The 24,089-nt window shown below is 64.5% G+C and carries 3 protein-coding genes (1 of these 3 only partly in view); all 3 read right to left on the minus strand.

The genetic code is table 11. The features are described from left to right. Tightly spaced (each overlapping or abutting the next), the 3 genes in view from ACWNZ1_RS25835 to ACWNZ1_RS25845 form a layout consistent with a single transcriptional unit that may run on beyond the window. Positions 1-3,225 (minus strand): non-ribosomal peptide synthetase, encoded by a 3,225-nt coding sequence (locus ACWNZ1_RS25835; RefSeq protein WP_456027961.1) that lies wholly within the window; start codon positions 3,223-3,225, stop codon positions 1-3. Further along, on the minus strand, positions 3,222-16,748 hold the full coding sequence (locus ACWNZ1_RS25840) for a non-ribosomal peptide synthase/polyketide synthase (protein ID WP_456027962.1): 13,527 nt from the start codon (positions 16,746-16,748) through the stop codon (positions 3,222-3,224). Before ACWNZ1_RS25840 ends, ACWNZ1_RS25835 begins: the two co-directional genes overlap by 4 nt. Further along, positions 16,748-24,089, minus strand: partial view of a non-ribosomal peptide synthase/polyketide synthase gene (locus ACWNZ1_RS25845; protein ID WP_456027963.1) — the 3' portion only. 5,093 nt of this gene lie beyond the right edge of the window; 7,342 of the gene's 12,435 nt are visible here — the last part of the coding sequence; its start codon lies off the right edge, out of view — the gene reads right to left on this strand; the stop codon is at positions 16,748-16,750. The genes ACWNZ1_RS25840 and ACWNZ1_RS25845 overlap by 1 nt, the downstream gene beginning before the upstream one ends.

The raw sequence follows: 24,089 nt of genomic DNA on the forward strand, positions 1-24,089 counted from the left end.
TCAGCTGCCTTGCGCAGCCTTGGCGGCTTGCATCTGGCGAGCCTGTTCGGTCAGCAGTGCCTTTTCCTCGGGGCTCATCGCGTCCATGCGCAGGCGCACCTGGGCGATTTTTTCCAACTGCCCCGGGCTGCTCTCCACTGCCCGCAAGGCCAGTGCCAACGACGCCACGGTCGGATGATCGAAGACCAGCCCCGGATGAATGTCGCACTGCAACAACTTGCGAATACCGGCCACCAACTTGATCACCAGCAACGAATGCCCACCGGCGGCGAAGAAATCGCGGTCGATGCCCAGTCGTTCCAGCCCAAGCAATTGCGCCATGCGTGCGGCGAGCAATTGCTCCAGCGCATCGCGCGGTGCAGCGTCTTGGTCATCCGCCGCCACATCCGCCCACTGTTGCAGCGCCTTGCGATCGATCTTGCCGTTGGCCAGGCGCGGGAACTGTTCGATCAATTGCAGGCGCTGTGGAACCATCACACTGGGCAGGCGTGCGCCCAGCTCAGCACGCACAGCGTCCAGCAAGCCCGCCGACAGCCCCTGCTGCGCCACGACAAAGGCCAACAGCCCCTGCTCGGCCGATGCCGCCGGCAGCACCAGTGCTTCGGCCACCTGGGGCAGGCGCAGAAGCTCGGCCTCGATCTCTGCCAGTTCAATGCGGAACCCGCGCACCTTGACCTGCTGATCGCGCCGACCGTGCAACTGGATCGCCCCGTCCACGCGATAACGCGCCAGGTCGCCGCTGCGATACAAACGCTGCGCCGGATCGAACGGACTCTGGATGAACGCCTGCTCATCGGCCTGGGCATTCAGATAACCCCGACATAACTGCGCGCCGCCCAGGTAGACCTCGCCCAGCACACCCACCGGCGCCACACGCAGATCGGCGTCCAGCACGTAGACCTGGTTGTTGCCCAGCACCTGGGTCAGCGCCGAACAATCGTCGGCAGCGCCGTGCAGTGACAACGGATGAATCATCACCCCGACCGTGGCTTCGGTCGGCCCGTAGTGGTTGAACACCCGGCAATCGCTGCGCAAGCGGGCGATGCGCTCGATCAACGGCGCCGCAATCGGCTCGCCGCCCAGCACCAGGGTACGCGGCAATGTCGCCTGTTCACTGTCGAGCAGCGCCGCAAGGTGCGACGGCACGATCTTCAGGCAGTCGATCTGCTGCTGTTGCAGGTACTGGGCAAACAACGCGCCGTCCTGCATCTGCTCATCGCTGGCCACATGCAGGGTCGCGCCATTGAACAACCCGCCAAACAGCGTGGTGTTGCCCAGGTCCGCCGCTACGGTGGAACTGAAACCGACGTTTTCGCACTGGGCAAGTCCCAGTGCCTGACTGGCCTGGGCGGTGTAGTTGCGCAACTGCCGATGCTCGATCACCACGCCTTTGGGCACACCGGTGGAGCCCGACGTAAACAATACATAAGCGATGTCGTGGCCTTGGGTGGCGAGCGCTGGCAATGGCGCCGGCGACTGACTCAACTGCGCCGCCGTCAGGGCTTTATACGGTTGATCCTGCCAGGCCGGCAGATGCGCCGCATCGGTGAGCAACAGTGCCGCGCCGGCCTGTTCCAGCATCAACGCCTGGCGCGCCTGGGGCCACTGCACATCCAGTGGCAGATACGCCGCCCCCAACCGCCAGCTCGCCAGCATTGCAATCACCAGCTCCGCCGAGCGCGGCAACGCCAGCGCGACAATCGAACCGGCGCCCACGCCTTGGTGCTTGAGCCCTAGCGCCATACTGTCGACCCGGGCCTGCAACTGGCCGTAGCTCAATTGCAGATGAGCGTCGGTCAGGGCGATGGCGTCTGGTGTATGAGTTGCCAGATCGGCGATGCGCTGCGGCAGATAACGGCCATCCGCCAAAGCCTGCATCGGCGGATTGATCGCCAGCAAGCGCTGCTCCTGGGCGCGACTGAGCAGGCTGAGCTGCGCGAGTGCTCGGTGGGGCGCGGCCAGGATCGAGGCCAACAGCACGCCGTACTGTTCCAGTACCGCGTTGGCCGAGGCTGACGAATAACGCGAACTGGCGTAATGCAGATTGAGCGTGGCGTGGCGCTCGTTCAATTGAACCTGCATCAGCAACTCGAACGGATCTGCCGGCACATGCACGGACTCCGAGGCCGCCCAGTTCAGACCGCCACTGTTCCCGCTAGCGCTCGCCTGCCCCAGCGTAAAGCCGTAGGCCGGACCCGCCGCTTCAGGCGCTAGATCCGGCGCCCAGTATTCCTGCCAGGTGCGATGGGCTTCAAGACGCGCCGCCAGCTCGTCCAACCACTCGCTGAACGACGCGGTGGCAGGCAACGAAACGCACAGCGGCAGGGTTTTCTCGAACACACCCACGGCATTGGCGAAGTATTCATAGTCGTCGCGGCAGTCATGGCGCACACCGACCAAGGCCTGCTCAAGCCCGCTCAAACGCCCCAGCAACACCCACCAGGCGCCTTGCAGCACAGTGGCCAGCGGCTGGCCAAGCTGCTCGGCCAGATTGTGCAAAGCCTCGCGTTGAGCCGGCTCCAGGCTCAGCGATACGTGGCTGTCGGCGGCACCTGTCTCACCGCTGGTGCTGCGCGCCGCCAGCCATGGCGTGGCGATGTCTGCCTGCATCCCTTGCAAGTGTTGCCGCCAGTAAGCTCGTGCGCTGGCGGCGTCTTCATCCAGCACCACTTCACTGCGCCATTCCAGGTACTGGGCAAACTCACCCGGTGCTTCGTCTTCCTCTGCCTGAACCCCCGCGTAGGTTTGCTGGATGTGTTCAAGCAGCAGATTCAGCGACTGCGCATCGGCACTGGAGCGGGCGATGCCCAGCACCAGTCGCCATTGCCGGGGCGCCAGGCGATAGAGCACGGCCTGGACGCTTTCCGATTCGCCAACCACAAAAGCGCGGCCCATCGATTCCTGGATCTGCGCCTGGACCTCCTCGGCCCGTTGCTCGCCCGACTGCACCGTCAGCGGGAAGCGAGTGGCACCGACGGCGGCCTGACGCAAACCGTGGAAACCGGGTACCTTGGCCAGCCGCGCCAGCAACATCGGCTGCTGTGCCAGTTGCGTATCGAACGCCACCTGCAAGCGCTGCGGATCGAGATCGCCGTCAATGACCACGTCCAGCCAGCGCAAGGCCTGGCCACAGGTCGCCGTGCCGGGCAGTTGTTCGAGCGTCCTTTGTTGCTCGGGTGTCAGGGCAAAACCCGGGTTGTGCGCGTCCATCGTGACCTCGTTCATGCTCCGGCTTCCTCGGTATTGAGTGCGCCCTGGGCGGTTTGCCCGGCGGCCAACGGACGCTCAAGGCTGCTGCGTTCATACATATCGCCCATGGCGACCACGATCTTGCGTGGCCCCTCGAACGGATCGCGGGCGTGGGCCACCAACATGTTGTCGAGCAGGATCACATCGCCTTTCTGCCAGTCGAAACGCACCGCGCAGGCTTCGTACAACTCACCGATGCGCGCCATCACCTCATCTTCAATCGGTGTGCCGTCGCCGTAATACACATGCCGGGGCATGCGCTCGAGACCGAACATCGACAGCAGGTCTTGCCGCACGTCCGGGTCCAGCCAATAGATGTGGTGCAATTGCACCTGATTGAAGAACGACTTCTCCCCGGTGATCGGGTGGGTGATGATCGCCGGCCCCGGCGTGCGGGTCTGCAACTCATCGTTATCGAGCCAGCGCCATTGAATGCCACCCGCCCGGCAACGGGCCTCGACTTCGCGACGGTCCTCGGTCTTGAAGAAGTGCTGCCACGACACATCGAGTTTGTCGGTGAAGGTGCGCACATAGAGCAGGCCTTTGTCTTCGAACTTCTCGCGAAGGTCCGCCGGCAACCTTTCATACATCAAGCGGCAATCCACCACCGGGGTCGCCCCGCCCACAGGCGCGGCCTGCTCGCAATAGAACATCTGCTTGCGCGGCCAGCGGTCCTGATGGGAGCTTTCGTTGTGGAACAGAATCATCTTGCGCTCGGGGTACGGCGTGGAACGGTAGGTGTTCTTGCCCCCCTCCTTCTTCGGCAGGTCGCCGTACTGACCATAAAGCCCTGGCTGGATGGCTTCGGCGAACGCTTCAAAGCCCTGGATGCCATCCAGTTCGAAACCGCGGAACAGAACCCCCGCATGCTCAGCGAGCTTTTGCTCGATCAACGGCCGGTTCTGCTGAATCCACTCGATGACATCCAGATGGGGCTCACCCGGTTCCAGCATCAAGGGAAAACGTTGCGGTGCAGCCACCAATGATTCCCGCACCCGCGCCGCACGAGGCTTGGCGAGCGGTGTCACGGAGCGCTTGAGAAACTTGCCCAGTTTGTCGGCCTTGGGCCCTGGGACGGTGGCAGGCGTGACGGCTGCCGCCAAGTGGTCGACTGGCATGCTGATAGCTCCCAATTGAATGTCCTGATCAGCGACGATCTGTTCCAACAGGGCCGTCCAGGCCTGAATCAGGTGCTGAATGCGCTCATGTCCGAACAAGGTTGTGGCGAATTGCCAATTACCGCGCAATTGCCCTTCTTCTTCGTCAACGAACAACGCCATGTCGAATTTAGAATGGGTCTCCAGCGCCGGCAGGAACTCCATGCTCAATCCCGCCATGGACCGAGGGCGCACCGGCACGTTGTTCATCACGAACAACACCTGGAGCAGTGGGTTCATGCCCTTGTGTCGCGCTACGCCCGAGGCTTCGACAATCTGGTCGAATGGCAGATCCTGATGCTCCAGCGCGTCGAGCAGATTGTCCTGGGTGTGCGCCAGGAAGCTGGCGAACGTGGCCTCGGCGTCCAAGTGCGAACGCAGGGGCAGCACGTTGACGAAGAAACCAATCAGCCGCTCCAGCTCCGGTTGTTCGCGACCGGCCACGTCGGCGCCGAGCACCATGTCTTGCGCACCGCTGACCCGATGCAACAACACCTGGAAAGACGCCAGCAGCGTGCTGTACAGCGTGACCCCGGCCTCGCTGGATAACCGCCGCAATGCCCCAGTCAAGACACTGGAAAGCTGGAACTGCAGCGCATCGCCGTCATAGGACGCGGTCTGGCCCCGAGGGTTGTCCAGCGGCAGGTTCAGGCGTCCCTCGTAGCCGCTGAGGCGGTGTTTCCAGTACTCGGCCTGACGCGCCAGGACGCCCTGTTCTTCCAGCGCCTGCTGCCACAGCGCGAAGTCCTGGTACTGAACCTCCAGGGGCGCCAAAGGCATCGGTTTGCCGGTGAGGGACGCCTCATAGACCTGCACCAGTTCGTCGACCAACAGCCCCATCGACCAGCCATCGAAGATGATGTGATGCATGGCGTACAACAACACATGTTCGCTCGGCCCCAGGCGCAGGATCCGCCCGCGCAACAGCGGTGCCTGCTCCAGGTCGATAGGAGTACGTGCGTTCTCCAGCGTCGCCCGGACCACCTGTTCCTGCTGGGCAGCGGGTGAGAGATCGGACAGGTCGATCAGCGGGAAGTCCAGTTGCACCTCATCGGCAATCAACGCCAGCGGATCGCCTTCTTCGTCCTGGACATACGCAGTACGGAGCACGTCATGGCGGCGCACCACTTCGGCAAAGCTGCTCATCAGGTGTTCCACCGACAACCCACCGCACAGGCGCAGCGCCATGGGCATGCCATAGGCCGACGTGCCGCCGGACAGTTGTTCGGCGATCCACAACCGTCGCTGCACCAGCGACAGCGGTGCCGAGCGCCGCGGCCCATGGGCCTTGAGCCGAACCCCACGGGAATCACCCGCGCGAACCTGACCCTCCACGTTCCCGGCCATCAGCGTCGCCAGTGCCTTGAGCTGCGGATGATTGAACAGGTCACGCAGACTCAGCGGATAGTCCGTCAGCTTGCGCAAACGTGAGACGGCCTGGGTTGCCAGCAACGAGTGGCCGCCGCGTTCGAAGAAATGATCGTTGCGACCGACCTGCTCCAGCTCCAGCACCTCTTGCCAGACACCGGCGATCTGTTGCTCCAGCGCCCCTTCAGGCGCCACGAAGCCTTGCTGCGGCTGGCTGGCATCGAAGCGAGGCAGCGCCTTGCGTTCCAGTTTGCCGTTAGGGCTCACCGGCATGCGTTCGAGCAATACCCAATGCTGCGGGACCATGTAGTCCGGCAGATGCTGGCTCAAGTGGGCTTTCAATGCCTGCTCGAATTCGTGGTCGATACCGCCATCGGCGCTCAACAACGCAGGGGATTGCGGCACCACATAGCCCACCAGCAGCGTGCCGTCCTGAGCGATCACCACGGTTTCGCGGACCTCGGCATGTTCGGCCAGACGCGCCTCGATTTCACCCAGTTCGATGCGCAGGCCACGGATTTTCACCTGATGGTCCATGCGCCCGGCGTACTCGATGACGCCGTCGGCACGGTAGCGCGCCAAGTCGCCGGTACGGTACAGACGCGCACCGTCACCGAACGGGCTGGTGACGAAGCGCTCGGCCGTCAACGACGGACGAGCATGGTAACCGCGAGCCAGGCCTTCACCGCCCAGGTATAACTCGCCCGTCACCCCCACCGGCAACGGCGCCAGGTTGTGGTCGAGGATAAACGTACTCAGGTTGGCAATCGGCTGACCGATCGGCACCGCGTCGCGGCCCTCGTCCACGCAGGTCCAATGGGTTACGTCGATGGCCGCTTCGGTGGGGCCGTACAGGTTGTACAGGCCGGCCGCCGGCAACTTGGCGAACACCTGCAACTGGGCGTCCACCGGCAAGGCTTCACCGCTGCAAATAATCCGCGTCAGGCTCTGGCAACCGCCGACCGCGGGGTCTCGCATGAACACCTGCAACATCGAAGGCACGAAGTGCAAGGTGGTGATCTGCTGCATGGTGATCAGCTCGATCAGTTGTTCCGGATCGCGGTGGGCCCCCGGTGGCGCCATCACCAGGGTCGAACCGGTCAGCAGTGGCCAGAAAAACTCCCAGACCGACACATCGAAACTGAACGGTGTTTTTTGCAGTACACGGTCGCTCGCGTCCAGCCGATAGGCGTCCTGCATCCAGCACAAACGGTTGACCAGGGCCGAATGCCGGTTGCCCGCGCCCTTGGGTTTGCCGGTGGAGCCGGAGGTATAGATCACATAGGCGAGGTTTTCACCATGGAGCTCGACCAGCGGATTGGCCTCGCTGCGGCCGGCCAGCCAGTCGCCCGGCTGGTCCAGCACCAGGCTGCGCAGACCCGCCGGTAGCGGCAACTGTTCAAGCAAATGGCGCTGGGTCAGCAACAAACCAATGCCGCTGTCTTCAAACATATAAGCCAGGCGATCCTGTGGATACTCAGGGTCCAGCGGCACATAGGCGCCACCGGCCTTGAGGATCGCCAGCAGGCCGACGACCATTTCCACCGAACGCTCCACGGCGATGCCCACCAGTACATCTGGCCCGACGCCCTGCTCCATCAGCACATGGGCCAGTTGGTTGGCCTGGGCATTGAGGGCCGCATAGCTCAGCCGTTGCCCGGCACATACCAGGGCACACGCATCAGGCGTCTTGGCCACCTGCGCTTCAATCAACTGCTGCACGCTGCGATCGAGCGGGTACGGCGTCGCGGTGGCGTTCCAAGCCTGCTGGGCCCGTTGCTGTCCGGCATCGAGCAACGACAGTTGCCCCACCGAGCGCTCGCCGCCGAGCACCATCTGCTCCAGGAGATAACGCAGGGACTGGCCGATACCGGCAATGTCGTCTGGGGCGAAGCTGGCGTGGCTGTAGCTCAAGAGCAACGACAGCGTGTCACCCAGGTTCACCGCCAGGGTCAGTGGATAGTTGGTTTGTTCGTGATTGGCCACGTCGCCGAAGCGCAACGTGTCCGGGGCGCCCTGCTGCAACGCCTGGGACACCGGATAGTTCTCGAACACCAGCAACGTGTCGAACAGCGCCGCACCGCCCTGCCCGGCCCAGCGCTGGATGTCGAACAGCGGCGTGTGTTCGTGCTCGCGCAGGCTCAGGTTGCGCCCCTGGACCTCTTGCAGCCATTGGCCGATGCGCTGCTCCGCCCGCGGGCTGCCAACCAGCGGCAAGGTGTTGATGAACAGACCGATCTGTTGCTCGACGCCGGGGATATGCGCCGGACGTCCGGCCACCGTGGCGCCAAAGGCAACCACCGATTGCCCGGTGCAACGTTGCAGCAACAACTGCCAGGCCGCTTGCACCAGTGTGTTGACCGTCACTTTCTGCTCACGGGCAAAGGCATGCAGCCGCGCCGTGGCATGGCTATCGAGCACCAGCTCGTGTTCGCCGTGGCCGGCGCTTGCCTCGCCGCGATGATCCCGGGCGAAGGCTCCGGCAAGGTGGGTTGGCTCGTCCAGTTCGGCCAGTTGCGCCGTCCAGAATTGCTCGCTGGCCTGTGGGTCCTGGAGCGACAACCAGTCGATGTAGTCCCGGTAGCGTCCGAATGTCCGAGCCGGTGCCTGACCGCTGTAGCGTTGCAACACTTCGCCGAGCAACTGCGAGTTGCTCCAGCCGTCCATCAGGATGTGATGGCTGGTGTAGATCAGGTGATAGCACTCCTCTGCCACGCGCACCACCAGCAAGCGCAACAGCGGCGCCGCATCCAGCTCGAAACCCTGCTGGCGCTGCGCCAACGCCAGGGCGTCCAGGTCCAGGGATGGATCCGCGGCGGCGCATCCATCGTGGAACAGGAACGCAACCTCCATCTGCTTGTGAACGACCTGCAGCGCCCGCTTGAAATCGCCCTCCCAGACGAAACTGCTGCGCAGCACTTCATGGGCATCCACGACCGCCTGCCAGGCCTGGCGGAAGCGCTCGACGTCCAGACCTTCGACGTCAACCCGCAGTTGGTTGATGTAGTGACCGGCCTGTTGCTCATACAGCGAATGGAACAGCATGCCCTGCTGCATCGGCGACAACGGGTAGATGTCTTCGACGTCTCGCGGCGTCAGGGGCAATGCGTCCAGCTGGGCCTGGTTCAACCCGGCCAGCGGGAAGTCCGACGGTGTGAAGCCCTGGTGCCGGGTCTGGCAGCAGTGTTCGATCAAGGCCTGCAACTCTTGAGCGTATTCCAGGGCCAGCCGCTGGATCGTCGACTCATCGAACATTTGTGTGCTGAAGGTCCAGTCGATGCTCAACTCGCCCGCATAGACGCTGCCGTTGAGCGTCAGCCAGTTGTCCAGCGGCGCCAGCGGGCTCTGTGGGGTGCCCGCCGGTTCGCTGGCCGGGATAAACAGCCCGTCGGCGTCATCGCTGAATCCGCTGTCGAACTGGCCCAGGTAGTTGAAGGTGATGCGTGGCATGGGCAGCGCCGCGAGGGTGCGCCGTGTCTGCGCATCGCCCAGGTAGCGCAGCACACCGAAGCCGAGCCCTTTGTCGGGTATCGCGCGCAGTTGCTCCTTGATCGCCTTGAGCGAATCCTCAAGGGTCGCCGCCGGGGTCAGCCGCAGCGGGAACAGGCTGGTGAACCAGCCAACGCTGCGGCTCAGGTCCAGGCCATCGAACAGCGCCTCACGGCCATGACCCTCCAGCTGAATCAAGGTCGAGGCCTCGCTGGTCCAGCGACCGATCACCCGCGCCAGGGCCGTCAACAGCAGATCGTTGACCTGGGTGCGGTAGGCCGCCGGCGCTTGCTGCAAGAGTCGTTTAGTCTGGTTCTTGTCCAGGCGCGTCTGCACCTGCGCCTCGTGACACCTGCGCAACTCACCCTCAGGCCGGTCACAGGGCAAATCGTTGCGAGCGCCCTCAAGCTGCCCTTGCCAATAAGCCATCTGCGCCTGTAGCGCCGCGCTGCCGGCATGGGTTTCCAAGCGTTGCGCCCAGGCCTGGGTGGCACTGGTCTTGGCCGGCAGTTTCGGGGCCTGGCCGGCTTGCAGTTGTTCATAAGCCTGTTGCAGGTCTTCCAGCAAAATGCGCCAGGACACACCGTCCACCACCAGGTGATGAATCACCAGCAACAACCGTTGGCTGCCATCGGCCAGGCTTGCCAATACCCCGCGCACCAAGGCGCCGCTTTCCAGTTCCAGGCTGCGCTGGGCTTGTTCGGCCAAGCGTTCCAGCGCCAGGGCATCGGCCACCTCGGCGGTCCACAACAGCGGTGAGCGCTGCCAAACCGCTTCTTGCTCTGCGAGGGTTTGATGGCGGGCGGCCCAGGTGTCGTTCTCGCGCACGAAGGCCAGGCGCAAGGCATCGTGGTGAGCCACCACGGCCTGCAACGCCTGCTCCAGATGCCCGGCGTGGACCGGTCGCAGCCCCTTGAGCAGCACCGACTGGTTCCAGTGATGGGGCTCGGCCATGTCCTGTTCGAAAAACAATTGCTGGAACGGCAGCAACAGCGCATTCCCCGTCACCGGGCCCTGGTCAATGCCGGGGCCGCTGTCACCCAGGGTCGCCACGCTGGCGAGCCCCTGGATGGTCTGGTGGACGAACAGATCCTTGGGGCTGAAATGGATCCCGGCCTGCCGCGCCCGGCTGACCACCTGGATGGAGATAATCGAATCGCCCCCCAGCTCGAAAAAGTTGTCACTGACACCCACTTGCTCGCGGCCGAGCACGCTTTGCCAGATAGCGGCCAGTGCCTGTTCGAGGGCGGTGATCGGTGCGATGTAGGCCTTGGGATTGGCGCTGATATCGGCTTTGGGCAGCGCCTTGCGCTCCAGTTTGCCGTTGGGGCTGACCGGCAGCTTTTCCAGCCACACCCAGTGCTGCGGCACCATGTAGTCGGGCAAGGACTGGCTCAAATGTTTCTTGAGGCGGCCTTGCAACGCCTGGCGAACGGCGTCATCGGCGTTCAGCAGTTCAGCGCGTGCCGGCACCACGTAGGCCACCAGCAAGCTACCGTCCTGAGCGATGACGACGGTTTCGCGCACCTCGTCATGCTCGGCCAGGCGCGCCTCGATTTCACCCAGTTCGATGCGCAGGCCACGGATTTTCACCTGATGGTCCATGCGCCCGGCGTATTCGATCACGCCATCGCTGCGGTAGCGCGCCAGGTCACCGGTGCGATACAGCCGCTGACCGTGGCCGAAGGGACCGGTCACGAAGCGCTCGGCTGTCAGCGCCGCGCGCCGATGGTAACCACGGGCCAGGCCCTCGCCCGCCAGATACAACTCACCAATCACCCCCACCGGCACCGGCGTCAGCTCATCATCGAGAATGTAGGTGCCCAGGTTGGCAATCGGCTGGCCAATCGGCACGCTGTCGCGCCCCTCTTCGACACAGGTCCAGTGGGTCACGTCGATGGCCGCCTCGGTCGGGCCATAGAGGTTGTAGAGACCGGCATTCGGCAGTTTGGCGAACACCTGCTGCTGGGCATCCACCGGCAGGGCTTCGCCGCTGCAAACGATGCGCGTCAGGCTGGTGCATTCGGCCACCTGAGGGTCTTGCACAAATGCCTGCAACATCGACGGCACGAAGTGCAGCGTGGTGATGCGCTGCGCGGTGATCAACTCGATCAGTTGCGTCGGGTCGCGATGCACGCCCGGCGCGGCCACCACCAGGGTCGAGCCGGTCAGCAGCGGCCAGAAGAACTCCCACACCGACACGTCGAAACTGAACGGCGTTTTTTGCAGCACGCTGTCCGTGGCATCGAGCTGGTAGGCCTGCTGCATCCAGCACAGCCGGTTGACCAGGGCCGAATGGCGATTGCCTGCGCCCTTGGGTTTGCCGGTGGAACCGGAGGTGTAGATCACATACGCGAGGTTTTCACCATGGACCGCGACGTCCGGATTGCTCTCACGGCCTGGGTGCGGCCCGGCGTCCGGCAGGTCCAGCACCAGGCTGCGCAGCCCGTCAGGGATCGGCAATTGCTCCAGCAAATGCTGCTGGGTCAGCAGCAAACCGATGCCGCTGTCGTCGAACATGTAGGCCAGGCGATCCTGGGGATACTCAGGGTCCAGCGGCACATAGGCACCGCCGGCCTTGAGAATCGCCAACAGCCCCAGGACCATTTCCACCGAACGTTCCACGGCGATGCCCACCAGCACATCCGGGCCCACGCCCTGCTCGATCAGTGTGTGAGCCAAGCGATTGGCCCGGGCGTTGAGCTCGGCGTAGCTCAGGCGTTGCTCGCCGAACACCAGCGCCGGGGCGTCCGGGGTCCTGCGCACCTGATCTTCGATCAGCCCCTGGACACTGCGATCAAGCGGGTAGGAAACCGCCGTCGCATTCCAGTCGACGAGCATGTGCCGCCGCTCGTCAGCGTCCAGTAACGTCCACTGCGCAACGGGACGATGCAGATCCTGCACCAAGCCTTGCAACAGGTTGAGCCAATGCCGCCCCATACGCTCGATGGTGGCTGGCTCGAACAGGTCCGTGGCGTAGATCAGCGCGGCGTGCAGGCCTTGTGGGCTGTCGGTGGTCTCCAGGCTCAGGTCGAATTGCGCGGTGCGCTGCTCCCAGCCTAGGGGTTCGACCGTCAGGCCCGGCAAGGCGTTTTCCAGGGCCGAGGCGGTTTCGTTGCGATGGTTGAACATGGCCTGGAACAGCGGGCTGTGGCTCAGATTACGCTGCGGCTGCAAGGCATCGACCAATTGCTCGAACGGCAGGTCTTGATGCATCTGCGCCGCCATGGCCGTCTGCTTGAGCTGTTGCAGCAAACCGGCGCCGGTCAGATCGCCGTGGAACTCAGCCCGCAGCACCTGGGTATTGACGAAGAACCCGATCAACCGCTCGGTTTCCAGGCGCTGGCGGTTGGCAATCGGCACGCCGACGCGGATGTCGGCCTGACCGCTGTAGCGGTGCAACAAGGCTTGGAAAGAGCCGAGCAGCAGCACAAACAGCGTGACGTTTTCCCGTCGGGCCAGCGCCTTGAGGGCATCGCTCAGCGCGCGATCCAGCACAATCGGCAAACGCGCACCGCGCAGGCTCTGCTGCGCCGGGCGCGGATGGTCCGTGGGCAGTTCCAGCAGCGGCTGCTCACCGCCCAGTTGCCCGGTCCAGTAGGCCAGTTGGCGCTCCCGTTCACCGGCCGCCATCCATTGGCGCTGCCAGACCGCATAGTCAGCGTATTGCACCGCCAGCGCGGGCAACAGCGCGGGCTGCCCCTGCGTGAAGGCTGAATACAGGCTCATCAGGTCGTCGACCATCACCTGCAACGACCAGGCATCGGACACGATGTGATGCAGGGCCAGCACCAGAATGTGCTCCTGCTCACCCAATTCCAGCAACGCCACGCGCAGCAGTGCATCGTTCAACAGATCGAACGGGGCTTGCATCTGCTGCTCGATGAAGGCCTGGACACTGGCCTCATCCTCGCCGGCCAGGCGTCGTTCGACGAAGTCGACCTGCCCTTGCGCGCGGATCACCTGGCTGGTGCCGCCATCGTTCTCCACGAACAGGGTGCGCAGGCTTTCGTGACGCGCCACCAGCGCTTCAAAACTGCGACGCAGGGCGACTTTGTCCAGCGCCCCGCGCAGCCGCAGCGCGGTGGGAATGTTGTAGGCGGCGCTGTCGGGGTCCATTTTCCACAGGAACCACTGGCGCTCCTGGGCAAACGACAGCGGCAGCGGCTGGTCACGGGACACCGGCACCATCGCCAACGGTTGTTCAGCTTGGCCGAGGTCGAAGGCACTGACGAAATCGCGCAACGTGCCGTGCTCGAACAGGCTGCGCAGCGGCACCTCGATCCCCAGTGCCCGGCGGATTCGCGAAACCACCTGGGTGACCAACAGCGAGTGCCCGCCCAATTCGAAAAAGTTGTCCTCCAGCCCGACCCGCTCAAGCTTGAGCACCTCCTGCCAAATCGCCGCCACCTGTTGCTCATGCTGACTGCGCGGTGCCACGTATTCCTGTTGCAAATCGCCGGCATCAGGGACTGGCAGCGCCTTGCGATCGACCTTGCCGTTGGGCGTCAACGGCAGTTGCGCCAGGAACAGCAGGTGCGCCGGGACCATGTACTCGGGCAGTTGCGCCTTGAGCGCAGCTTTGAGCGAAGCGCGTAACGCAGACTCGTCCGCTACTTCTCCGGTCGCGGGCACCACGTAACCCACCAGTTGCGCACCGGTCGGGCCGTCATGGGCCACCACCACGGTTTCCCGCACGCTGTCCTGGGCCAACAGCGCCGCTTCGATTTCCCCCAGCTCGATGCGCAAGCCGCGAATCTTGACCTGATGGTCGATGCGGCCGATGTACTCGACCACGCCTTCGGCCCGATAGCGAGTCAGGTCGCCGGTGCGGTACAGCCGCTCGCCGGTGGTGGAGAACGGGTCCGGCACAAAACGTTCGGCGGTCAGGGCCGGGCGTTGGAAGTAACCGCGCGCCAGGCCGTCGCCACCGATCAGCAGCTCACCCGGCGCGCCGGGCGGGTTGAGTGTCAGGTCGCTGCCGACGACGTACAACGCGGTGTTGTCCAGGGGCTTGCCGAGGTACGGACGGCTGCTTTCGCGGTTCAAAGGATGCAGCGCCGACCAGATCGTGGTTTCGGTCGGACCGTAGAGGTTCCAGACCTTCGGCGACAGCGCCAGGAGTCGTTGCGCCAACTCTTGGGGCAATGCCTCGCCGCCACACAGGAAAGTGCGCCCGGTCAGCAGCGCAGCGTGCTCATGATCCAACAGCATACGCCAGCTCGAAGGCGTGGCTTGCAGCACGGTCACGTCGTGACGCTCAATCAGCGCCAGCACCGCTTGCGGATCCTGGTGGACGTTCTGGCCGGTCAGCACCACGCTGGCCCCCGCCGACAGGGGCCCGTAGATCTCCAGGCCAAAAATATCGAAGGAAAACGTCGTCAGCGACAGCATGCGATCACTGGCCGCCAGGCCGGGTTGGGCAATCATGCTGGTGACGAAATTGCTCAGCGCGCCATGGCGCACCATCACGCCCTTGGGTCTGCCGGTGGAGCCGGAGGTGTAGATCACGTAGGCCAGGTGTTCGGCGCTCAGCGGCACCGCCGGGCAAGTGTGCGGTGCCTCCTGCAACGCGGCGTCGGGCTGGTCCAGCAACAGGGTTTGCAGGGTTGGCGGAATCGGTAATACCGTCTGCAAACGGGCCTGGGTCAGCAGCAGTTCGATGCCGCTGTCCTCAATCATGTAGGCCAGGCGATCCTCGGGGTACGCCGGGTCCAGCGGCACATAGGCGCCGCCGGACTTGAGGATCGCCAGCAGGCCGACAATCATCTCGACGCTGCGCTCCACAGCGATGCCCACGCGCTGGTCCGGCGTCACACCCAAGGCAAGCAAGCGGTGGGCGAGCTGGTTGGCCCGCGCGTCCAGTTGCCCGTAGGTCAGGGCTTGTCCATCGATGGTCAGCGCCAGTGCGTCCGGGGTCACGCGGGCCCGTTCGGCGATGCGCTGATGCACACACGTCGCGGGGCCATGATCGACCTCACGGCGCCAGTCCTGCTGCGTCAGACGCTGCTGGGCGCTGTCGAGCAACGGCAACTCGCCGATCCGTTGCTGCGGCGCAGCGACGATACCTTGCAGCAGGTTCTGCCAGTGATGGGCCAGGCGTTCGATGGTCTGCGGCTCGAACAGGTCGGTGGCGTAGGTCAGTTCCGCGGCGACGCCCTGCTCGGTTTCATAAGTGCCCAGGGTCAAATCGAACTGGGCGGTGCGCCCTTCCCACACCAGGTCTTCGATGCCCAGCTGCGGCAAGTGCATCTGCCGGACCTGGGCAGCACCCGAGGTCTGATGGTTGAACATGACCTGGAAGATCGGACTGTGGCTGAGGCTGCGTTCCGGTTGCAGGGCCTGGATCAACTGCTCGAATGGCAAGTCCTGATGCGCCTGGGCCGCCATGGCCGACTGCTTGACCTGATCGAGCAAGCGTTCGAACGGCAGTTGCCCATCGACATGGGCGTTGAGCACCTGGGTGTTGACGAAAAAGCCGATCAGGCCCTCGGTCTCGACCCGGTTGCGGTTGGCCACCGGCACGCCGACGCGGATCTGCGGCTGGCCGCTGTAGCGGTGCAACAACGCCTGGAACGAGGCCAGCAGCACCATGAACAGGCTGGCCCCTTGGCGCTGGGCCAGTTGCTTGAGCGCTGCCCCCAATTGCGGCGGCAGGTTCAAGTCCAGGCGCGCACCGCGAAAACTTTGCACGGGCGGGCGCGGATGATCGAACGGCAACTCCAGCACCGGCTGTTCGCCACCCAAAGTCTGGAGCCAATAGGCCAACTGGCGCTCACGCTCACCGGCCTCGAGCCAGTGGCGCTGCCAGATCGCATAGTCGGCGTATTGCACGGTCAGTTCCGGCAATACCAACGACTCGCCGGCCGTGTCGGCGGCGTAGTGGCGGACCAGCTCATCCACCAGCACCTGCATCGACCAGCCATCGGCAATGATGTGGTGCTGGATCAGCACCAGCACGTGATCGTCCTCGGCGATTTTCAACAACGAAACCCGCAGCAACGGCCCTTGGCGCAGATCGAACGGGCGGGCGATTTCGCGCTCGACGAAAGCCTTGATGCTCTCGTCCTGGCTGGCCGGCGAACCGGCGGGCAACGCCTCGAGCGCAATAGACAAAGGCATTTGCGGATGGATGACCTGCACGGTTTGCTCACCGCGCTCGATGAAGGTGGTGCGCAAGCTCTCGTGACGCTCGACCAGGGCGTTGAAGCTGCGCTCCAGGGCCGGCACGTCCAACTGCCCTTTGAGGCGCAGGGCACTCGGAATGTGATAAGCCGAGCTGTGCGGATCCATCTGCCACAGGAACCACTGGCGTTCCTGGGCGTAGGAAAGCGGGACGTCTTCGAACCCGCCACGGACCTCGGGAATGGGCAAGTTGGCCGGCGAGACGCCCTCTTCGAGCATCTTCTCCAGGTACAGCCTGCGTTTGTCCAGCGGCAGAGTGATAAAGCGCTTGGCAATCCTCAAAGCAACACTCTTATCCATCAGACTTCCTCCATTTCATCAAGCAGGGCTTCCAGCTTGTTCAGTTTCTGTTCATTGATTGGCCCGTCCCCGGTGTCCAGTTGCGCGACAAAATCCTTCAGGACGGGGTGCTGGAATATCAGTTGCGGGGTCAGCGTCAGCCCCAGTTCGAGGGCCAGGCGCGAGACGGCATTGACCGCCAGCAGCGAATGGCCGCCCAGCTCGAAGAAGTGATCGTGCAAGCCCACGCGTTCCACCGTGAGCACCTCGGCCCAGATCGCCGCGACCTGCTGTTCAAGTTCACTGGCCGGCGCGACATAACCGGCCTGCAACAGGCCAGTCTCCACGCCCGGCAGCGCCTTGCGGTCGAGCTTGCCGTTGGGGGTCAGGGGCAACTGATCGAGGAACAGCAGGTGCGCCGGAATCATGTAGTCGGGCAAGTGCTCCCTGAGCCCGGCCTTGAGTTGATCGCGCAGTGCACGTTGGGCTTCGGTGGCATCCAGGTTCAGCGCCGGGGCGACCACGTAGGCCACCAGTTGCTGGCCGCCTGCTGCGTCCTGGGCCAGGACGGCCACCTCACGCACCTCGGCTTGCTGCAGCAACCGCGCTTCGATTTCCCCCAGCTCGATACGGAAGCCGCGGATCTTCACCTGATGGTCGATGCGGCCCTGGTATTCGAGCACGCCATCGGCGCGATAACGGCACAGGTCACCCGTGCGGTAGAGGCGTTCGCCATTTGTGGAAAACGGGTTGGGCACGTACTTCTCGGCGGTCATCGCAGCGCGGCCAAGGTAGCCCCGGGTGATGCCCGCGCCGCTCAGGTACAACTCCGCCGATACGCCTTGGGGCACCGCTTGCAGGTCGGCGTCCAGCAGGTAGCTGGCGGTGTGCTTGAGGGGCCGGCCGATGTTTGCCGTACCGCCAGCAGTACGGCGGGTCCAAGTGGAATAGGTGGTGTCTTCCGAAGGGCCGTAGAGGTCGTAGACGTGCTCGCTCCCACAGTACAGGGCGTCCACCAAACTTTGTTTCAAGGGCTCACCGGCCAGGTTGATGATGCGCACGCTGGCCGGAATATCACCGTTGAGCTGCAACGCGGCGATGGCCGAGGGCACGCTGTTGATCAGGCGCACCTGATCCCGGGCCGGCAGCTGCGGCAACTCCAGCGCGTTGCGGGCGATGATCAGCGAGCCGCCGTTGGCCAGGGTCACGAACAGCTCCCACACCGACAGATCGAAGCACACCGACGTCGAGGCCAACACGCCCTGAATGTCATCGCGGCTGTAGACCGATTTGGACCAGTCGATCAGCGCCAGCACGTTGCGATGGGCAATCGCCACGCCCTTGGGCTTGCCGGTGGAGCCGGAGGTGTAGATCACGTAGGCGAGGTTGTCTGGGGTGACCTGGGTGTGCGGGGCGTTCAGCGGGTAGTGCGTCAAGTCGAGCTGATCGAGCAGCAACACAACGGTCTCGGCCGGAACGCTCAGCGTCGCCGCCACCGCGTGTTCAGTCAGCAGCACTCGCGCACGGCTGTCGTCGAGCATGTAGGCCACGCGTTCGGCCGGGTAGTCCGGGTCCAGCGGCACGTAGGCGCCACCGGCCTTGAGCACCGCCAGCAAGGCGATCAGCAACTGCTCGGAGCGCGGCATTGCCACGCCCACTCGCACTTCCGGGCCCACCCCAAGTTCGATGAGCTTATGGGCCAGGCGATTGGCGTGAGCGTCCAGTTCGCGGTAGCTCAGACGCGTGTTGGCGAAGGTCACCGCCTGGGCCTCTGGCGTGGCTTGAACCTGACGCGCAATCATCTGGTGAATGCACAGCGCTTGCTCGAACGGTGCGTCAACCGGGTTCCAGTCATGGGTCAGGCGCTGATGCTCATCGAACTCAAGCATCGACAGCTCACCCAGGCAGCGCTCGCCATCGGCGGTCATCTGCCCCAACAGTTGGGTCAGATGCGCCGCCAGGCGCGCCACGCTGGCGGGCGCAAAACTGGCCCGCTGGTAGCTCATGTGCACTGACAACTGCCGATCCAGGCCCACCAACAGCGTCAACGGGTAGTTGGTCTGCTCCTGGGTGGCCACCGGGCCGAAGCGCAGGCCGTCCGGCGCGCCCCGCTCCAGGGCCTGGGCAATCGGGTAGTTCTCGAACACCAACAGGCTGTCGAACAGCGCTTCACCGCCCTGCCCGGCCCAGCGCTGGATGTCCAGCAACGCGGTGTGCTCGAACTCCCGCAGCGCCAGGTTCTGCCCTTGCACCGCTTGCAACCAACTGTCCAGGGACTGCTCGGCCCGCGGGCTGGCGATCACCGGCAAGGTGTTGATGAACAGACCGATCTGCTGCTCGATGCCCGGCAGATCCGCCGGGCGCCCGGCCACCGTTGCGCCGAAGGCCACGGTGTCTTTGCCGGTGTAACGCTGCAACAGCAGCAGCCATGCCGCCTGCACCAAGGTGTTGACGGTGACTTTCGAGGCACGGGCGAAGACCTCCAGGCGGCGGGTCAGCGTTTCGTCCAGCACCTGCTTGTGATCACCATAACCGCCATCGGCCTGCGCCGGCTTCGGCATGACGTCGGCCAGGCGCGTCGGGGTCTCCAGGCGTTGCAACGCAGGCGTCCAGAACGCTTCGCTGGTGGCCGCGTCCTGGCGTTGCAGCCAGGCAATGTAATCGCGATAACGACCGGACGGACGGGCCACGGCGTCACCCCGGTAGTGCTGCAAGACTTCGCCGAGCAGCTGCGCGCTGCTCCAACCATCCATCAGGATGTGATGGTTGGTGTAGATCAGGTGATGACGATCCGTGGCGGTGCGCACCAGCACCAGGCGCATCAGCGGCGCCTGGGTCAGGTCCACGCCTTGGGCACGTTCTTCATCAGCCAGGGTTTGCAGGGCGCCATCAAGGTCGGCATGCCCGCTCCAGTCGAGCACACGGAACGGCACCTCGACCCGGCGCTGGACGATCTGCACCGGCTGCGCCAGATCGCCCTGCCAGAAGAAGCCGCTGCGCAGGATGTCATGGGCATCGACCACCGCTTGCCAGGCCGTCCGGAAGCGTTGCGGATCGACGCCTTCGACGTCGAGGCGCAGTTGGTTGATGTAGTCGCCGCCCTGTTCGAGCAAGGTATGAAAGAGCATGCCCTGCTGCATCGGCGACAGCGGGTAGAGGTCATCGATGGCCTGGGGGTGTGGGACCAGTGTGTCCAGTTGCGCCTGGGTCAGCCGCGCCAGGGGAAAATCCGACGGCGTCACGCCACCGCTGTGGTGGTCGCAGCAATGGGCGATGAGCGCCGTGAGTTCTTGCACGTAGTCATCGGCCAGGCGCTGGATGGTCGCGGCGTTGAACAGGTCCTCGCTGAAGGTCCAGCTCAAGTCCAGCTCGCCGCCGAACACTTGGCCGTCGAGGGCCAGCGGACTGCCCAGCGGCCCCTGCATGTTCACTTCTTCGCCGCCACGCTCAGTGGTCGGCACGAACAAGGCATCATCGGCGCCATCGAAACTGCCGTCGAACTGACCGAGGTAGTTGAAAGTCAGTTGCGGTTTCGCCAAGCCTTGCAGGGTTTGACGCGCATGTTCATCGCCCAGGTGCGCCAAGGCACCAAAGCCAATGCCCTTGTTGGGGATGGCGCGCAGTTGTTCCTTGATCTGCTTGAGCGAGGCGCCAAGATCGGCAGCCGGGGTCAGTTTCGCGGGGAACAGGCTGGTGAACCAGCCGACGGTACGGCTGAGGTCGACGTGGGCGAACAGATCTTCACGACCGTGACCTTCGAGCTGCACCCAGACACTGTCCGCGCCGGTCCAGCGCACCATCACCCGCGCCAGTGCGGTCAGCAACAGGTCGTTGACCTGGGTGCGATAGGCCGCCGGGGCTTGCTGCAACAGTTGCCGGGTGAGGGTTTTATTCAGTGCCGTGCGAATCGTCACGGCTTGGCTATGCTGCTGGCCGCCCTGGGGATTGTCCCACGGCAACCCCGCCGCGGCGCCTTGCAACTGTTGCTGCCAAAAGCCCAGCTCGGCCTGCAAGGGCGCGCTGGCGGCGTAGTCCTGCAACGCTGCAGCCCAGGCTTTGACCGCGCTGGTCTTGGCCGGCAGTTGCACCGCGGTGCCCGCCAGGGTCTGGCGATAGGCGCTTTGCAGGTCTTCGAACAGAATCCGCCAGGACACACCGTCCACCACCAGGTGATGGACGATCAGCAGCAACCGCTGCGTGCCGTTGGCGAGGTTCGCCAGCAGCCCACGGATCAGCGACCCGCCGTCCAGTTGCAGGCTGCGCTGGGCCTGATTGCCCAGCACTTCCAGCTCGGCGAGATCGGCGACGTCGGCTTGCCACAGCAGCGTGCCGGCGACCTGCGCCTCGACCTCGCGATAACGCGCGGTCCAGCCTTCGTCCTGCTCGATAAAGTCCAGGCGCAAGCTGTCGTGGTGCGCGACCAGCGCGCCCAGGGCCCGCTCCAGCGCCTGGGCATCCAGCGCCTGGGTCGGCTTGAGCATCACCGATTGGTTCCAGTGATGACGGCCAGGGACCGGCTGGGCGAAGAACCACTGATGAATCGGCAGCAGCGCGGTTTCGCCAGTCAACGGTTGCTGGTCGATCGCTTGCAGCGGTGCGCCGGTCTGCGCCACGGCAGCCAGGGCCTCAATGGTCTGGTGTTGAAACAGATCCTTCGGCGTGAAGTGAATACCCACCAGCCGGGCGCGACTGACCACCTGGATCGAGACGATGGAATCGCCGCCCAGTTCGAAGAAGTTATCCCGCAGGCCAACTTGCTTGAGCTTGAGCACGTCCTGCCAGATCGACGCCAGTTGCTGCTCCAGCTGGCTGCGCGGCGCTACGTAGGTGTGCTGCAAGTGGCTGACGTCGGGCTTGGGCAGGTTCTTGCGGTCGAGCTTGCCGTTGGGGGTCAGCGGCAGGCGGTCGAGCAGCAGCAGATAGGCCGGGACCATATGCGCCGGCAAGGTCGCCTTGAGCTGTTCGCGCAGGTGCTCGGCAAAATCCTTCGGCGCGGGTGCATCGGCCACCACATAGGCAACCAGGCGCTTGCCGCTACCAGCAGCCCCTTCCTGAGCCACCACCACCGCTTCGCGCACGCCCTCGAGGGCTTGCAGGCTGGCTTCGACTTCACCCAGCTCGATGCGGAAGCCACGGATCTTCACTTGGTTGTCGATGCGATCGAGGTAATCGAACGTGCCGTCGGCGCGCTGGCGCACCAGGTCGCCGGTGCGGTACAGCAAGCCGCCTGCAGCGCTGAACGGATCCGCGACAAAGCGCTCGGCGGTCAGGCCCGGACGGTTCAGGTAACCCCGGGCCAGCCCACTGCCGCCCAAGTACAGTTCACCGGCCATGCCTTGGGGCAGCAGGTTCAGGTCAGCGTCCAACACGTAGGCACTGCGGTCGCCAATTCGGCTGCCGATGGGTGCATACGCGGCGCCACACGCCACGTCACGGCCGGCCTTCCAGATCAGCGGCGTGACCACGGTTTCGGTCGGGCCGTAGCCGTTGATGATGAAGTCCGGATCCAGGGCGCGCTTGACCCGCTCGAAACTGGCATTGGGCACCGCATCACCGCCGAAGCAGTAGATGCGCACTTTCGGCGGGTTGCCCTCGCGTTCGGCGTGTTCGGCCAGTTGTTGCAGGTACACCGGCGGGAACGCCACCACCGTCACGCCGTGCTCGCGCATCGCGTTGTAGGTCTGCTCCGGGGTCCACAGGCTGTCATCGCGAATCAGCAGCGAAGCACCGTGGGTCAGGCTGGTGAGCCAGCGCTCATGGGCACCGTCGAAGGCGAAGGACATGAAATGGAATTCGCAATCGCTGCTCTGCATTTCATAACGTTCGCCGATGGCCTGGCAGTGCATCGCCAGCGGACCATGGGCCACGCTCACGCCTTTGGGGTTGCCGGTGGAGCCGGAGGTGTAGATCACGTAGGCGAGGTTCTGCGGATCGACGGTGATCGACGGTGCATCCGCCGGTTGCAGGCTCAGGTCCAGGCGATCGAGCTCCAGCACCTGGGCAGCGGCTTCCAGGGGAAGTTGCGCCGACACCCGGGAATCGGTGAGCAACAGCGCCAGCCCCGAATCCTCGATCAGGTAGGCCAGGCGTTCACGGGGGTAGCTGGTGTCCAACGGCACGTAGGCAGCGCCGGCCTTGAGCACCGCCAGTAGCGCGACAATCACCCCTTCGCTGCGCGGCAGGGCCACGCCGACCCGGGTTTCCGGGCCCACGCCACGGGCAATCAGCGCGTGGGCCAGTTGGTTGGCCCGGCGGTCGATCTCGCCATAGCTGAAGCGCTGACCGTCGAAGATCACCGCCGTGCTGTGCGGTTTTAGCGCCGCCAAATGGGCGATGCGCTGGTGTACGGCGATGTCGGTCGGGTATGGCTGCGGGTGGTTAGCAGCCTGTTGCGCCCTGTGCTCCTCGTCATCGGCCAGGGCGATCTCGCCGAGGCGACGCTCGGCGGAGTCGGCAAACCGCTCCAGCAGGTGCAGCAGTTGCGCGCTCAAGCGCTCGATGGTTGCGACGCTGAAATGCGCCTGATCGAAACTCATGTGCAGCGCCAGCGTCTCGCCCAAGGTCACGCCCAGGGTCAGCGGGTAGTGCGTCTGATCCTGGTTGGCGACTTCGCCGAACACCACACCTTGGGCGGTGCCGCGTTGCAACGCCGCGGAAATCGGGAAGTTCTCGAACACCAGCAGGCTGTCGAACAGCGCGCCACCGCCCTGCCCGGCCCAGCGCTGGATGCTCGCCAGCGGCGTGTGCTCGAACTCGCGCAGGCTCAGGTTCTGCGCCTGCACGGCGGCCAGCCAGGCCGCGACCGTCTGGTCCGGACGCGAGCCGGCGATCACCGGCAAGGTGTTGATGAACAGGCCGACCTGCTGCTCGATGCCCACCAGCTCCGCCGGCCGCCCGGCCACGGTGGTGCCGAACGCCACGCAGGCGCTGCCGGTGTAACGCTGCAACAGCAACAGCCACGCCGCTTGCACCAGGGTGTTGACGGTGACTTTCTGCTGGCGGGCGAACGCGTTGAGCCGTTCCGTGCGCGGCGCGTCCAGCGTGTAATGCTTGAGCGCATGAGCGCTTTCGCTGCGCACTTCTGCACTCGCCGCGGCGGCGTTTGCCAGCACGGTCGGCTCCTGCAAATCGGCCAGTTGCTCCAGCCAGAACGCTTCGCTGAGGGCGGCGTCCTGACGCTGCAGCCACTGGATGTAATCGGCATAGCGGCTGACCGGGCGCGGCGGCTGTTGACCGGCATAACGCTGCAGGACTTCGCCGAGCATCTGCGCGCTGCTCCAGCCGTCCATCAGGATATGGTGGTTGGTGAAGATCAGGTGATGACGCTCATCGCTCAACTGAATCAGCGTGACCCGCAGCAGC

Source organism: Pseudomonas sp. CFBP 5748, assembly GCF_053850495.1.

Excerpts from the sequence above, each read along its gene's own strand:
- ACWNZ1_RS25835 (WP_456027961.1), bottom strand. The coding sequence starts at position 3,225 with ATGAACGAGGTCACGATGGACGCGCACAACCCGGGTTTTGCCCTGACA.
- ACWNZ1_RS25840 (WP_456027962.1), bottom strand. The coding sequence starts at position 16,748 with ATGGATAAGAGTGTTGCTTTGAGGATTGCCAAGCGCTTTATCACTCTG.